At 64.1% G+C, this 13930-nt stretch carries 14 protein-coding genes; 8 read left to right on the top strand and 6 right to left on the bottom strand.

Annotated elements, in window-relative coordinates; translation table 11 throughout:
- Window positions 1-66: 66 nt before the first annotated feature.
- The 3 genes from AC1L6K_RS09775 to AC1L6K_RS09785 are packed head-to-tail and all read left to right on the top strand — an operon-like array spanning window position 67 to window position 3241.
- Window positions 67-423, top strand: coding sequence for a YraN family protein (locus AC1L6K_RS09775; protein ID WP_480952492.1), 357 nt, complete (start codon window positions 67-69; stop codon window positions 421-423).
- Window positions 423-1976, top strand: a complete 1554-nt coding sequence (locus tag AC1L6K_RS09780; protein WP_480952493.1) for a YifB family Mg chelatase-like AAA ATPase — start codon at window positions 423-425, stop codon at window positions 1974-1976. The genes AC1L6K_RS09775 and AC1L6K_RS09780 overlap by 1 nt, the downstream gene beginning before the upstream one ends.
- Window positions 1973-3241, top strand: a complete 1269-nt coding sequence (locus tag AC1L6K_RS09785) for a DNA-processing protein DprA (protein ID WP_480952494.1) — start codon at window positions 1973-1975, stop codon at window positions 3239-3241. Before AC1L6K_RS09780 ends, AC1L6K_RS09785 begins: the two co-directional genes overlap by 4 nt.
- 42 nt (window positions 3242-3283) lie before the next feature.
- Here AC1L6K_RS09785 and AC1L6K_RS09790 read toward each other — a convergent pair whose 3' ends face one another.
- From AC1L6K_RS09790 to AC1L6K_RS09805, 4 genes are all read right to left on the bottom strand, one after another.
- Window positions 3284-3745 (bottom strand): SRPBCC domain-containing protein, encoded by a 462-nt coding sequence (locus tag AC1L6K_RS09790; protein ID WP_480952495.1) that lies wholly within the window; start codon window positions 3743-3745, stop codon window positions 3284-3286.
- Window positions 3746-3754: 9 nt separating this feature from the next.
- The gene (locus tag AC1L6K_RS09795) at window positions 3755-4402 is read right to left on the bottom strand and encodes a dihydrofolate reductase family protein (protein WP_480952496.1); all 648 of its coding nucleotides are present in this window, start codon (window positions 4400-4402) and stop codon (window positions 3755-3757) included.
- Window position 4403: 1 nt separating this feature from the next.
- Window positions 4404-4742 (bottom strand): ArsR/SmtB family transcription factor, encoded by a 339-nt coding sequence (locus AC1L6K_RS09800; protein WP_480952497.1) that lies wholly within the window; start codon window positions 4740-4742, stop codon window positions 4404-4406.
- Window positions 4743-5463: 721 nt separating this feature from the next.
- Entirely contained in the window at window positions 5464-6306 is an 843-nt protein-coding gene (locus tag AC1L6K_RS09805; RefSeq protein WP_480952498.1) for an alpha/beta fold hydrolase, read from the bottom strand.
- 97 nt (window positions 6307-6403) lie between these two features.
- On the opposite strand from AC1L6K_RS09805, the gene AC1L6K_RS09810 reads away from it, so the two are divergent.
- Both AC1L6K_RS09810 and AC1L6K_RS09815 read left to right on the top strand, forming a co-directional pair.
- A complete protein-coding gene (locus AC1L6K_RS09810) occupies window positions 6404-6979 on the top strand; it encodes a TetR/AcrR family transcriptional regulator (RefSeq protein WP_480952499.1) in 576 nt (191 codons plus the stop codon).
- A gap of 210 nt (window positions 6980-7189) precedes the next feature.
- Window positions 7190-7318: a hypothetical protein gene (locus tag AC1L6K_RS09815; RefSeq protein ID WP_480952500.1), complete on the top strand. Its 129-nt coding sequence runs from the start codon at window positions 7190-7192 to the stop codon at window positions 7316-7318.
- Here AC1L6K_RS09815 and AC1L6K_RS09820 read toward each other — a convergent pair.
- Window positions 7315-8991, bottom strand: coding sequence for a serine hydrolase (locus AC1L6K_RS09820; protein ID WP_480952501.1), 1677 nt, complete (start codon window positions 8989-8991; stop codon window positions 7315-7317). The two genes, AC1L6K_RS09815 and AC1L6K_RS09820, sit on opposite strands and share 4 nt — an antisense overlap.
- Window positions 8992-9197: 206 nt before the next feature.
- On the opposite strand from AC1L6K_RS09820, the gene AC1L6K_RS09825 reads away from it, so the two are divergent.
- The 3 genes from AC1L6K_RS09825 (at window position 9198) to AC1L6K_RS09835 (ending at window position 12482) form a co-directional block, all read left to right on the top strand.
- On the top strand, window positions 9198-10145 hold the full coding sequence (locus AC1L6K_RS09825) for a hypothetical protein (protein WP_480952502.1): 948 nt from the start codon (window positions 9198-9200) through the stop codon (window positions 10143-10145).
- 685 nt (window positions 10146-10830) lie between these two features.
- Window positions 10831-11766 carry a tyrosine recombinase XerC gene (locus tag AC1L6K_RS09830; RefSeq protein ID WP_480952503.1) on the top strand — a complete coding sequence of 312 codons (936 nt, stop codon included), beginning with the start codon at window positions 10831-10833 and terminating at the stop codon, window positions 11764-11766.
- Between the two features lie 212 nt (window positions 11767-11978).
- The gene (locus AC1L6K_RS09835) at window positions 11979-12482 is read left to right on the top strand and encodes a DUF3145 domain-containing protein (protein ID WP_480952504.1); all 504 of its coding nucleotides are present in this window, start codon (window positions 11979-11981) and stop codon (window positions 12480-12482) included.
- A 144-nt stretch (window positions 12483-12626) separates the two neighbouring features.
- Here AC1L6K_RS09835 and fabF read toward each other — a convergent pair whose 3' ends face one another.
- Window positions 12627-13886 (bottom strand): beta-ketoacyl-ACP synthase II, encoded by a 1260-nt coding sequence (gene fabF, locus AC1L6K_RS09840; protein ID WP_480952505.1) that lies wholly within the window; start codon window positions 13884-13886, stop codon window positions 12627-12629.
- Window positions 13887-13930: the final 44 nt, after the last annotated feature.

The following is a 13930-nucleotide window of genomic DNA, read 5'->3' on the forward strand; positions in this document are numbered from 1 at the left end:
CCACAATCGGCGCCAGGGAGCTGTTGCTGCACCTCAAAGCCAGCAAAGCTGGAAGTGGAGGCAGTCATGAGAGCAAAAGACGCACTGGGCCAAAGCGGTGAACGGGTGGCGGCGGACTATCTGGAGGACCGCGGGATCCGGGTCATCGACAGCAACTGGCGGTGTGCAAGCGGTGAAATTGACCTGGTGGCCCTTGACGGCAACGAACTTGTCATCGTTGAGGTGAAGACGCGCAGGTCCCGGCGGTACGGGGATCCGCTGGAGGCGCTGACCCGGGCGAAACTGTTGCGGTTGCGGACCCTGGCGGTGCTGTGGGCACGCGAACACCATCATGTCATCGGGGCCCTGCGCATCGACGCGGTCGGCATCATCATGGACCACTCGGCTCCGCCCAGCATCGACCACCTCAAGGGCGTGGCCTGATGGGAATGGGCAGGGCCCTTGCCGTGGCGCTCGTGGGCCTGAACGGCCACGTGATCGAGGTGGAGGCCGACATTGGCCAGACACTGCCAAACTTCATCTTGCTCGGGCTCCCCGATGCGTCCTTGCAGGAGGCCCGGGACAGGATTCGTTCGGCGGCTCAAAACTCCGGGATTCCCTTGAGCCGGCGCAAGATCACTGTGAATCTGGTGCCCGCGTCCCTGCCTAAAAAGGGGTCTGGATTCGATTTGGCCATCGTCATGGCTGCGCTCAATGCCGCCGGCGACGTCCGGGGCACGGGCGGAACCGTGTTCATCTCCGAGCTGGGACTTGACGGGCGGCTGCGGCCAGTCCGCGGCGTGCTGCCGGCCGTGCTTGCGGCGCTCTTGGCCGGGCACAAGGAATTCGTCGTGTCCACCGCCAACCTGGCCGAGGCCCGGCTGGTCAAAGGGGCGAAGGTCCGCGGCTACGACTGCCTGGCGCAGGTCGCCATCGACTTTGGCGCCAATCCCAAGAACCTGGCAGGCCTCGACGGCACCTGGGGTCCCGGCGCCGATGCGGCTGAGGCGGCACCGGAATCGGCCGTGGGCCGGCAAAGTGTTGACTTGTCAGAGGTGTCAGGCCAACCGGTGGCACGGCTTGCCCTGGAGATCGCGGCCGCAGGAGGCCACCACCTGATGATGGTCGGCCCGCCCGGCTCAGGCAAAACCATGCTGGCCGAACGGCTGCCGGGACTCCTGCCGGATCTCAGCGATGTCGAGGCCATGGAGGTCACCGCCATCCACTCCCTCGAGCATAGGGGATCCGGCCTGGTGGAGCTGATGCGCCGCCCGCCGTATGAACGGCCACACCATTCAGCCAGCACTGCGGCCATCATCGGTGGCGGCAGCGGCATACCGCGTCCGGGCGCCGCCTCCCGGGCCCACAGGGGCGTATTGTTCCTTGACGAGGCACCAGAATTCGACAAGCGGGTCCTAGACGCCCTGCGCCAGCCGCTGGAAAGTGGGGAGCTTGTGCTGCACCGCTCTGCCGGCACGGCAGCGTATCCTGCCCGCTTCCAATTGGTCATGGCCGCCAACCCTTGCCCCTGCGGAAAGGCCACGGGCAAGGGCATCAGCTGTGAGTGCACGCCCATGGCACGTCGGCGCTACTTTGGCCGACTTTCGGGGCCGCTGCTTGACCGGGTCGACATCCAGTTGCAGGTCAACAAGGTGCAGCTGTCCCAGCTCGCTGACGCCGGGAAACGTGAATCCAGCGCCCAGGTGGCCGCCCGGGTGCAGCTGGCGCGCAATTTGGCCGGCGAACGGCTCAAACAATGGGGGCTTGCCCACAACGCGGACCTGACAGGGCGGATCTTGCGCGGACCCCTGCGGCTGGGCGGGCACGACACCGCATTGTTGGACAGGGCCATGGGCACGGGCGTGCTCAGTGCCCGCGGCTACGACCGGGTGCTGCGGCTGGCCTGGACCGTGGCAGACCTTCAAGGACGGGAGCGCCCGGGCAGCGATGACGTTGGGCTGGCGCTGACATTGCGGCAACGAGGAGAAGGACTATGAGCAACGCAGAAACCAATGCTTCGGGCACGGGGCTGCGTGTTGCCAGGGCCGCCCTGACCCGGCTGATGGAACCTTCGGATTTGCCGGGACTGGCCTTGATCCAGGTTTTGGGGCCGGAAGAAGCGCTTGCCCTGATTGGCAGCGGGGATTCCTCCAACGCCCGGATCGAACGCCAGGTCACCGACGTCCTGAACGCTGCAGGCACCGAACGGTGGACAGGGCTGGCGGAGGCTTTGGGGCGATGGCGGCCGCGGCTGGTCGATGTTGCCCCCGAACGCGACCTGGCCACAATGGAAAGAATGGGAGGAGGGCTGCTGATTCCGGAGGACGACCACTGGCCCGAAGCGTTTGACGACTTGGAACTGGGTGCCCCCATAGCCCTCTGGTGCAGGGGAAGCCGACGGGAAATTCCGGCACAGTCGAGGTGCATCGCCGTGGTTGGATCCCGCGACAACACCAGCTACGGGGCCAACGTCACGGCGGAGATTGCCAGTTCGCTGGTGCAGCGTGAATTCACTGTTGTCAGCGGTGGCGCCTACGGCATTGACGCGGAAGCCCACCGCGGGGCGCTCAGCGCCTTCAGCGCCGGCAGTCCGTTCAGCGCCGGCGGCGCGTTGCCCATGCCGCCCTTGCCCACGGTGCCGGAGGGCGTCCGGCCGCCGACCATCGCCGTGATGGCCGGGGGAGTGGACAGGTTTTATCCCTCCGGGAATGAGGACCTGCTGCGGACCATTGCAGAACGGGGGCTGGTGGTGGCCGAGGTGCCGCCCGGAACCAACCCGACCCGGTACAGATTCCTGCAGCGCAACCGCCTGATCGCCGCACTGTGTTCGGTCACGGTGGTGGTGGAAGCCAGATGGCGTTCCGGGGCGCTCAACACCGCCCATCATGCGGAAGGTCTCAGCCGGGTGGTCGGGGCAGTGCCGGGCTCCGTGTACTCCGCCAATTCGGCCGGGTGCCACCGGCTGCTCAAGGAAGGCTCCGCTGTCTGCGTCACCGACGCCGCCGACATCGCCGAGCTTGCCGGCGCCATGGGCGAGCACCTTGTTGTCGAACCACAGGTGCAGGCGGCCCTGTATGACGGTTTGGGTACACAGGACCTGTTGCTCCTGGATGCCCTCCCGCTGCGCATGGCCTCAACCGTTGAAAAGTTGTGCCTTGTTGCGGGCCTCAGTGCAGCCACAGTCCTGTCCGGGCTGGGCCGGCTTGAAGCATTGGGGCTGGCAGAGCGGCTGGCCGGCGGCTGGAAGCGCCGCGCCCAATAGCGTCGTCGGGCCCGTGGGCATGGCCGGGTGGTGCAAGGTGCCTTACTTGAGGTAGTTGCCCAAAGCCTCGAGCAGGCCCCGGGTGCCTTCCTCACGGCCCGGCCCGTCGGCCCAGAACTGGTCGAAGAAGACGCCGTGCTCGACGTGCGTGAAACGGGTGCCCTCGTTGATTGGCTCAAATTCCAAGGATGCCACGGACGTCGACATGTGGACCCCGTCGAGCCACATGTCGTACGTCGTGACGATGCGGACATGCTCGATGATGTCGGTATACGTGGCCTCGTACCTCGATACCGGACCGTTGTGAAATGTCCCCTCGTCGACGTCGCGTCCGCCGACGCGGAAGTCGAATACCCACTCGCCGGGCTCAGCGGCGTCACCGGCGCCCCACCAGCTCAGCTTCTGGTCCGCGTCGGCGAATGCGTCCCAGACGCGCTCGATGGGAACGGGGTAGTCGCGGGCCAGGGTGAACCCGGCGTGGGCGAGTCGGCGTTCGGTTGTCATGTGTGCGTCCTATCGCGTGAAGGTGACGTGGATTGTGCCGCTCTCGGCGATTTCAGTCGTCACCTTGTGGGTGAGGTCGAGACCGGCCAGGTCGTCCCACAGCCGGGTTCCGCGGCCCAGGACGATCGGAGCGATCAGGAGGTGCAACTCGTCGACCAGGCCGGCGCGCAGGAATTCGCGGGCGGTGCCGACTCCGCCGCCAATGCGCACGTCCAGGCCGCCCGCGGCTTCTGTCGCTTCAGCCAGGACGTCCTTGATTCGGGTGTTGCGGAAGTGGAATGTCGTTCCGCCCTGCATCGGGATCGACGGACGAGGTGCGCGGTGGGTGAGGATGTACACCGGGGTGCCAAACGGTGGCTGGTCACCCCACCAGCCCTTCCAATCCGGGTCATCGGGGAACGCGTGCAGGCCGAACATGGCCGCGCCCATGATCTCGGCACCGACGCCCTTGAAGAACGCAGCGGCGTGGGAGTCGTCGATGCCGGTGGTGCCTGTGCCGCTGGTGTCGCCGAAGACCTGCTCGTGGAATGTGCGGGTGGCAGAGTAGGCCGCCGTGAGGCGGCCCCAGTCCTCACCCATCGGATTTTCGGGTGATCGGGCAGTTGTTGAGGTGTAGCCGTCCAGCGAGACGAACAGGTCCATGCGAATGCGGGTCATATCAGGTCTCCTTCGTGGTGGTGCGGGTCACGTGGATGCCGAGACGGTCGGCTTGGTGTTCTGCGGGAGTTCGTTGCTCTCCGAGCCACAGGTGCAGGACGTCGAGGGCACCCGGTCGCAGGCTCACGGTGCGGACACGTCCGTGTTTTTGTGACGTGACCAGGCCCGAGTTCTCAAGGAGGCGCAGGTGCTGCATGAGCGACGGCAACGCCATGGAGAACGGTGCCGCGAGTTCGGAGACGACGGCGGGGGACTTCGCCAACCGTTCCACGACTGCCCGTCGCGTCGGATCCGCGAGAGCACGGAGTACAGCGTCAAGCTCGTTGTAATACTTAGGCATATACCTAATTGTTGTTTAAGGGGCGGGAATCGTCAACAGGACGACGCCAGAAACATTGCTTCAATAACAGCCATGCGTCGTAACCCGTCACGCCGAAATCAAGGCAAAAGGCAGGCACCTGCTGGAGAGGAAGAACGAGCGTGCATATCGAATCACCTTGAAATAAGTGTTGCTTCGATCGCTGGAATCTCGCCCCCGCGGGCAGTTAAGTGGCCGCCTGTTGGAAATTTTTCATGGCACTAACACCCAGATGAGGAACTGAAACTTTGTGGGCCACCCCCGTTCGTGCGGCTGAAGACCATCCTCCAAGGTGTCGTCCGCGGAGAGTCGCGACCAGGGTGCTCTTCCCGAGGCCTTTCCGTTTGTCGCATCGATGCGTTGCTGTGGCTGGTTGCACCCGATCGTTAGATGTTTCGACTGCTGTCGACAGCGTTTCTGACCAGGAGTCTCGTGAACTGGAGACGTTCGGCGTCGGGCCAGGGCGAGGTAATCTGCTCGAAGGTCTCGCGCTGGAGGCGGCGAAATTGATCTCGAAGCTCAACACGTGCTGGTGTCAACACCTGCACGTGCGGCGTAATAGTGCAGTCACCACCCGATAGTCAACGGCCCCCCTGCATTGGCGAAAATGTAGGCGGTGAGCGGAATCTTTGACAGTCGCGGTGGGCGCGCGTCCGCAGCCCGGCGGGACGATTGCCCGCCGGGCTGCCGTTGCCGTCCGGTGTTATTTGTTGACGAAGGAAAGCAAGGCCTCGTTGACTTCTTCGGCGTGCGTCCAGAGCAGCCCGTGGGGTGCACCTTCCAGTTCAACGTAGTCCGCCTCCGGGAGCGACTGGTGGAAGCGGCGTGCGGTGGCGTCGATCGGGAGGATGTTGTCGGCGGTGCCGTGCAGGATAAGTGCCGGCTTTCCGCTGACGCGGACCGCCTCCACATCTCCGCGGAAGTCCTCGATCCATGCAGGAACTACAGCGTATGCGGCAACCGGCGCGCTGGAGGTGGCGGTGTTCCAGCTTGCTGTCACAGCTTCCTGGCTGATCCGTGAACCAAGGGTGTCGCTGAGGTTGTAGAAGTCGGAGAAGAAGTTCGTGAACCACGCGAAACGATCTGCCTTGGCCGCGGTGGCAATGCCGTCGAACACTTCTTGCGGAACGCCGTCGGGATTGTCTTCACGGGCAACCAGGAAAGGTTCGAGTGATGCCAGGAAGGCGAGTTTTGCAACACGTGCATGGCCAAACGTTGAGACGTAGCGTGCGAGCTCCCCGGTGCCCATTGAGAACCCGACCAGGATCACGTCCTGCAGGTCGAGGGTCTCGAGGACCGTGTTCAGGTCGGCGGCAAAGGTGTCATAGTCGTAGCCTGTACCGGTTTTGCTTGACTGGCCGAAGCCCCGGCGATCGTACGTGATGACGCGGTAGCCTTCGGCCAGGAGTGCCCGGGTCTGGCGCTCCCAGCTGTGTCCGTCAAGGGGATAGCCGTGGATCAGGACGACGGGTTGGCCTGCACCCTGGTCTTCGTAGTAGATGTCGATCGAGGTACTGTTTTCGCTTCCAACGGTGATGTAAGCCATGATGGTTCCCTCTTCCAGTTGAGCAGAGAATGATCGTTCTCGTGCTGTGTTCATAACTTTAGGGAACGATCGTTCTCATGTCAAGTAGACTGTAAGAATGACGAGCAACGAAGCGCGGGAGAGCATACTTTCCGCAGCAGAGGACCTGTATTACGCCAAGGGCTACGCCGCCGTCGGGATGGACGAACTGCGCACCGCGTCCGGTGTATCCCTGCGCCGCCTATACTCAGTGTTCCCATCGAAGGATGACATCGTTGTGGCCGTGCTCAATCGCAAGCACGAGGAATGGGAAGCCGGGCTCACCCAACGGGTCGATGCTGCGGGAACCATCCCTCGCGACAAGCTGCTCGCGGTCTACGACTACCTCCAGGACTGGTTCGGCACGGAATCCTTCCGCGGCTGCGCGTTCATCAACGCCTTTGGCGAACTAGGGGGGACGCATCCAGAAGTCGCTCAGCTCGTGCGTGAGCATAAGGAGTCGTTCCAGGTCTACATGGCCGGTCTTGTACGCGAACTGGGCGCCCCCGGCCCGCTGGGTGCGCAGCTTTCCATCCTCGCCGAAGGCGCACAGAGCACAGCGGCGATCTCCTCGGACCCGGCCGTTGCCGCCCATGCGAAGACGGCCGCTGTGGTTCTTATCGATGCTGCGCTGGGCGGTCTGCAGCAGGGCTGATTTCGTCATTCAGCAGGCTGAATTTCCCGAGCACGATTTGCTCTCCGCTGTCGACGACGTATTCGACTGCGACGCATTCCTATAGCCTCTTCCTGAGGCGCACTCTGTGCTTCCCCTTGCGGGACGCGCGGCATATCCACCAACCCGGGATTCTTGGTCCTGCTGGGGCCTCCACCCAGGCCAACGATTGGTGACACGAAACTGAGAAAAGTGACATCCCAACGGAACACTTGCACCGGCGTTGGCGTCCTTGTCGCTCGGGACGCTCCGTCACCGATCCGCCAGCTGGCGCAGCCCAGCATCCTGGGCCAGCTGGCGGATTGGTGGTTCGAGGTTTAGCCGGCCCGGGTAAACACGCCGAGTCCGTTCGGCTCCTGCCCGTGTTCCGGGAATATGTTGAAGTACGTCAGGGTGACCCCGGTGATCTGCCCGTCGTTGCGGACGAAGACCGCCGAGGAGAGTGAACCGGGGAGCGCATTCTCACCGGTCGGCACGAAGGACATCGTGTCGCCGTTCCACGGATCGATCTTGAACGTGTAGCCACCCTCGGGGCCGAGCGCGCCGGTGAGGGTGCCGTTCTCCTCGGTCACCACGAATTTGCCGAAGTAGGGGCTCGTATACGTGCCGACGTAGTCGCCGGCCGGACCCGCTGCCGCGGCATCTGCGGGCGGCTCCTGGTCGACGAGGTCGCCCGCCGGGTCGGAGAAATCCTCAAAGAAGGTGGACATCATGTCCAACCAGGGGCGCGTCTCCGCGCCGAACTGTACGAGGTCGACGAACTCCGAAACGATCGCCTCCGGAACCCCCGACGGCGCGCCGTTCGTGAGCACGACGATACCGAGGTTCAGATCGGGGATCATGGTGGCGTTGGTGGCGGTACCCCACCCGAATGCGCCGGAGTGGCTGATGTTGACGCGGCCGGTCACGGTGGCACTGACGTTCGTACCGAAGCCGTAGTGCGAGGTGCGCGATGTCAGGTTCTTGGCATCGCCACCGGTGATCGAGTGGGCGGAATAGGTCTTTGCGAGCACGAGCGGGTCGATGAATTCAGCGCCGTCGACCTCTCCGTTGGCCAGCACCATATTCATCCACTTCGCAATGTCGCCGGCAGTGGTGGCGACACCGCCGGCAGGAGCCTCGGCATCAGCGTCACGGTCGAACAGCTGCTCGTACTTTCCTTCTCCGGTGCGGGCGTGCATTGCTGCGCGATCATCTGAGGCGAGGTATTCGTCGTGGACGGTCGTCGTGGAAGTCATGCCGAGCGGCTCGAACAGCAGTTCGTGCGCGGTCTGCGCCCACGTCTGCCCGCGCGACGCCGCGACCGCCTCGCCGCCCACCGTCAGTCCGAAGTTGGAGTACTGGTAGGTGTCGCGGAACGACGCCAGCGGAATCTGGTTCATGTGGGCCATGATGTAGTCGACATCGAAGCCGATGTCCTCGAGTTTATCGCCGGCACCGGTCGGAATGCCGGTGCGGTGCGAGAAGAAGTCGGCGATCTTTCCATGCTCGGTCACATACGGATCCTTCAGCGCGAAGTCGGGGAGGTATTTGACGACCGGATCCTCCCAGGACAGATCGGCGTCTTCGGTGATCGCTTTGGCCACAACGCTTGACGAGAGGGGCTTGGACAAAGACGCGATCTGAAACACGGTTTTGACGTCTACAGGTTCCTTCGTCGTCACGTCCCGCACACCGTATCCCTCTTCGAATACGACCTTGCCGTTCGAGACGACAGCGACTCCCGCGCCGGGCACTCCTGTCTGCTTGAGCGCCTTCTCGATGTACTTCGGAAGCGCATCGACGGCCGCGGCCACTGCCGTGTCACGATCCGTGTAGAGGTTGACGACGTCCTGGCTGGGTGCTTTGCCGATTGTGACGGGGGGCCCGCTCGAGGGTGGTGGTTCCCCCGCGGTACCCGCGGTGCACGCCGTCATTGCCAGCGTGAGTGCTGCCACCGTCGAGACGGCGACTACGTGGAAGATGCCCTTGTTCGTGCTGCTCATGCTGTTCATGCCGCTGCCTCCCGTTGACTATCTTTTAAGGGACCAGTGGCTTCCCGGGCGCGCATACGAAGCCCTGGATTCCTGTCCCCTTAGGGATAATTGTGCATGGACGGAAGCGGACAAAACAACCACCGCTTCCGGACATGGCCTCTAGAGGACGTCCGGATCCGGTCACAAGCGCCATAATGGTGTCTACACGCGCTCCGGAGGTGGACATGGAAGATGGCAAACTGCTCGAACTGATCTACAGCAGCCGCCCGAAGTCGGTGGCGGAGCTCGCCGCCACCGCGCACGCTGACGAGGGCGAGGCCGCCGACGCCGTTGCGCGTCTCGCGCGGGCAGGTGCGATCTCGGTTCGCGACGGCACGATCGCGTATGCGACGCCGGCGATGTGGACGGCCGACGTCGTCAAACGCGAAGTGCGTGCGATGCGGCAGACAGCTGACGAGTCCGTCTCACGGATCGAGGCGCTCGTGGCAGACCTGCCGGCTCTGCTGCGTCACTGGGCTGTGGGCGAGGCATCCGGTGATGTCGTTCCCGTTTTCGTGCGGCATGGGCCGCAGGCGGCGGAAGACCTCTGGTACGACATCGCGCAGGAGGACAGTGACACCGCCTGGTCTGTGCTTCCCGATCTCGGACGCTACTTGCAGACCGATCCCGCGCGAGCCAGTCGTTTCGCGGAAATGTTCGCCGGCAAGCGATCGGTGCGGGCCCTGCTCCCGCGTTCGATGGCAGGGGACGCCCGGCTCGTGGCGATCGCCGAGCGCTACGCGGCCGTCGGGGTGGAGTTCCGCCTTCTCGACGACCTTCCGAGTTGGTTTTGGATCGACGGCGAGGTGCTCGCATTGCCGATCGAATGGGGAGAGGGGTGGCCGTCCAGCGTGGTCGGTATCCGCAACGCGGCCCTCGCTGAGCTGGGCCGAAGCCTGTTCCGCGAGCTCTGGCGTCGCGGCGAGCCGATCGGTGGTGTGCAGCAGCCGTGGACGCCGCTTCTTGCGCTGATGAAGCAGGGCGTCACTCTCGACGCGGCATCTCGCCGGCTCGGGATCAACCCGCGAACAGGTCGGCGCCGCATTGCGGCCGCGATGGAGCAGTACGGCGTGTCGACATTGTTCGCCTTGGGTGTGGCGTGGGCCGCGGACGGGAAGCCCGCCGCACGCTGAGCGGCGGTGTCCTCGAGAGCAGTCGTGTCAGGACCGATCGTGGAGTGGCCTCACCATGACTGGGCCCGCAACGACCACTCCCTCGTCTGCGCCGACGGTCATCGCGCTGGCGCCTGCCGCGCACCTGCGCAGTGCGCACATTCGGCGGCCAGATGACAGTGCACGCTGCCGAGCTTCTCAAGGTGACATGTGTTCAAGGCCATCACCGAGGCCCTGGGAGACCCGGCATTGGGATTCGTCCGTGAACGGCATGCCTTCATCGACGGTGGCTGCCAACGTGTCAAGGACCAGCAAGACTTTCTCAAGGCTGTTCTGAACACAGTTCTTGCCCCGGCCACCTTGACCAGTTCGATCAAGGTGACCGGGCTCGTTGACAAGGTGGCACCCTGCATCAGTGGTGGTTCGGGCCTGGATGCGGGGGTGGTTGCAAACCTCGCACCAAGCCTGGAAAGTGTCCGTGGCGGTGATGTCAGCTCCTTCACCCAGCCGGCTTTGGGCACCGGCACCAGTGTCGGCGGCCAGTCAATAGTGCTGAGGGTCGACGACGCCATCGCGGCCATCGCCCAAGCACTCACTGGTGATTCGCCAGGGTCGTACGTCATAGGTGCCGGTCTGGGCTGGTTGAAAACGAGGTGTTGCGGCGGGGCAGCTTGCCACGGCCGGTCCGACAGCGCACAGTGGTTGTGTGGATCCAGAAGAACGTTCAGCCCTGCCGCCCGCTTTGGCCCAGGCGGCCGATGCATTCGAGCGCTACCTGCGCGCGGAACGTGGCCGTTCGGAACACACCATCCGGGCGTACCGCGGGGACATTGATGCCCTGTTGATTCACGCCGTCACGGAAGGCAACACCTCCCTGGCCGAGCTGGACCTGGGGTCCCTGCGACGCTGGATGGGAGAGCAGAACGCCGCGGGTCTGGCCCGCTCGACACTTGCCAGGCGCGCAGCCACGGCGCGCAGCTTTACCTCCTGGGCCCTGCGGGAAGAGATCATTGCAGTGGATCCGGCGTTGCGGTTGAAAGCGCCGCAGCGTGAAAAGAACCTGCCCGCCGTCTTGCAGCAACAGCAGGTGCGGCGGCTGTTTGAAGAGCTGGCCGCCGCCGCAGAAACCGGCGACCCGATTCCACTGCGTGACCTGGCCATGGTTGAACTGCTGTACGCGACCGGAATCCGCGTGGGTGAAATGGCTGCCTTGGACCTCGTTGATGTGAACCGGGAACGACGCACAGTCAGTGTGGTGGGCAAAGGCAACAAGGAACGCACAGTGCCCTTCGGGCTGCCCGCCGACACTGCCCTGGGCCGCTGGGCGGACGTGGGGCGAAACAAACTGCACAAGCCAAAAAGCGGCACCGCCCTATTCCTCGGACAACGGGGCGGGCGCGTCGACCAGCGCACTGTGCGCTCAGTGGTTGACAAGCACCTTGCTTCACTGGGGGACACCTCCGCCACCGGACCGCACACCCTGCGCCATTCCGCAGCCACGCACCTTTTGGATGGCGGCGCGGACCTGCGCGCCGTGCAGGAAATTCTCGGCCACAGTTCCCTGGCCACCACACAGCTGTACACCCATGTCTCGGTGGAGCGGCTCAGGGACAGCTACCGAACAGCCCACCCGAGGGCCTAAAGAGAAAAATTGGCCCATGGCCGTCATGGAAAGTCCCTACGGTGGCGTAATCAGCTCAGCTACGGCACAATGAAAGGGAGCAAACGCTCAATAACGAAAGGCCCGGCCTCACAGCCGGACAATCAGGGTCAGTTCACATCGGATCCACGCAACACCAGTTCCATCCTAAGAAGGTCGTTGGGGAAGACGCACCTACTGCAATGGAGGATGGAATGAAGGTCGGAAACACGCGTGGTGTTTTGTTTGTGCACTCAGCCCCGGCTGTCATGTGCCCGCATATTGAATCATCCATTGCCGCGGTGATGGACCAGCGCACGGACCTACAGTGGACTGCACAGCCCGCGGCGCCCAATGTGCTGCGCACCGAATTTTCCTGGCACGGACCCGCCGGAACAGGCGCCCGCCTTGCCTCGGCGCTGCGCGGCTGGGCAAATTTGCGCTACGAAGTCACGGAAGATCCAAGTGCCGGCGTCGACGGATCGCGCTGGTCCCACACCCCTGAGCTCGGCATCTTCCACGCTGTTGCCGACGTTCACGGAAACATCATGGTGTCCGAGGACCGCATCCGATACGCCTATGAAGCAGGCAAGGGCGACCCTTCCCTCGTCTACCAGGAGCTGTCGCTTGCCCTGGGTGAGGCGTGGGACGAGGAACTGGAACCATTCCGCCATGCCGCCGCCGGGGCGCCCGTGCGCTGGCTGCACCACGTAGGCTGATCTGCCTTCCTTCCCTTAAGAACCTTAAAAACCTTAAAAACCTTAAAAATCTAACCCGCAGTTGTGGTCGCTAAATCAACGTAAAAAAGTTGTTTTAACGACCATAACTGCGGGTTAGTTGGTGGCGGAGGTGGGGAGGGGGTGTTAGTCCATCTCAACCTTGGGGCCCGTGCTGCGGATGGCCACGACGGCGTTGTGCCCGCCGAAGCCGAAGGAGTTGTTCAAGGCCATGATCTCGCCATCGGGCAGTTCACGCGGGGTGCCCGTGACAACGTCGAGCGGGATTTCCGGGTCCTGGTTTTCCAGGTTGATGGTGACGGGGGCCAGGCGGTGGTAGACGGCCAGCACCGTCAGCACCGACTCGACGGCACCCGAGGCGCCCAGCAGGTGCCCCATCTGCGACTTGGTGGCCGAGACGCACACGTTGTTGACGTGCTCGCCCAGGGCGGCTTTCAGGGCCGAGTACTCGGGACGGTCGCCCACGGGAGTGGACGTTGCGTGGGCGTTGACGTGGACAACGTCCTCGGGCAGTGCCCGGGCGTCGAACAAGGCCGCCTTCAGGGCGCGGGTTGCGCCCAGGCCTTCCGGGTCCGGAGCCGTGATGTGGTAAGCGTCGGCCGTAACCGAGGTGCCGGCCAGTTCGCCGTAGATGCGGGCGCCGCGGGCGATCGCGTGCTCTTCGGCTTCAAGCACGAGGGCGCCGGCGCCTTCACCCATGACAAAGCCGTCACGGCTGACGTCGTAGGGCCGCGAGGCGGTTTCGGGGGAGTCGTTGCGCTTGGACAGCGCCTGCATGGCGGAGAACGAGGCCATGGGGAGCGGGTGGATGGCGGCTTCGGCGCCACCGGCCACGACGACGTCGGCCTTGCCTGAGCGGATCAGCTCAAGGCCGATGTGCATGGCCTCGGTGCCTGAAGCGCAGGCGGAAACGGGGGTGTGGGCTCCGGCGCGGGCGCCGAGGTCCAGGCTGACGGCAGCGGCCGGGCCGTTGGGCATCAGCATGGGAACTGTCATGGGCAGGACGCGGCGCGGGCCCTTTTCACGCAGGGTGTCCCACGCGTCGAGAAGAGTCCAGACGCCGCCGATGCCTGTGGCAAACGCGACGGCGAGGCGGTCGTGGTCGACATCTTCGAGGCCGGAATTCTTCCAGGCCTCACGGGCGGCAACAACAGCGAACTGCGTTGAGGGGTCCATGCGCTTGGCCTCCACACGGCTGAGCACCTCTGTGGCAGGAGTTGATGCCTTGGCGGCGAAATGTACTGGAAGATCGTACTTTTCCACCCAGTCGTCCGTGAGGGTGTGGACGCCGGAGACACCTTTGAGGGCGTTCTTCCACATGGTCGGGACGTCGCCGCCAATGGGCGTGGTGGCACCCAATCCGGTGATGACTACTTTGCGGGCCATGGTTCAACTCTCTACAAAATTTATGGGGCAGGACTCGGGGATGT

It is taken from the genome of Specibacter sp. BI4 (genome assembly GCF_056680095.1).

Bases quoted from the DNA above. Each gene is read 5' to 3' on its own strand.
- AC1L6K_RS09775 (WP_480952492.1), top strand. From the start codon at position 67: ATGAGAGCAAAAGACGCACTGGGCCAAAGCGGTGAACGGGTGGCGGCG.
- AC1L6K_RS09780 (WP_480952493.1), top strand. From the start codon at position 423: ATGGGAATGGGCAGGGCCCTTGCCGTGGCGCTCGTGGGCCTGAACGGC.
- AC1L6K_RS09785 (WP_480952494.1), top strand. From the start codon at position 1,973: ATGAGCAACGCAGAAACCAATGCTTCGGGCACGGGGCTGCGTGTTGCC.
- AC1L6K_RS09790 (WP_480952495.1), bottom strand. From the start codon at position 3,745: ATGACAACCGAACGCCGACTCGCCCACGCCGGGTTCACCCTGGCCCGC.
- AC1L6K_RS09795 (WP_480952496.1), bottom strand. From the start codon at position 4,402: ATGACCCGCATTCGCATGGACCTGTTCGTCTCGCTGGACGGCTACACC.
- AC1L6K_RS09800 (WP_480952497.1), bottom strand. From the start codon at position 4,742: ATGCCTAAGTATTACAACGAGCTTGACGCTGTACTCCGTGCTCTCGCG.
- AC1L6K_RS09805 (WP_480952498.1), bottom strand. From the start codon at position 6,306: ATGGCTTACATCACCGTTGGAAGCGAAAACAGTACCTCGATCGACATC.
- AC1L6K_RS09810 (WP_480952499.1), top strand. From the start codon at position 6,404: ATGACGAGCAACGAAGCGCGGGAGAGCATACTTTCCGCAGCAGAGGAC.
- AC1L6K_RS09820 (WP_480952501.1), bottom strand. From the start codon at position 8,991: ATGAACAGCATGAGCAGCACGAACAAGGGCATCTTCCACGTAGTCGCC.
- AC1L6K_RS09825 (WP_480952502.1), top strand. From the start codon at position 9,198: ATGGAAGATGGCAAACTGCTCGAACTGATCTACAGCAGCCGCCCGAAG.
- AC1L6K_RS09835 (WP_480952504.1), top strand. From the start codon at position 11,979: ATGAAGGTCGGAAACACGCGTGGTGTTTTGTTTGTGCACTCAGCCCCG.
- fabF (WP_480952505.1), bottom strand. From the start codon at position 13,886: ATGGCCCGCAAAGTAGTCATCACCGGATTGGGTGCCACCACGCCCATT.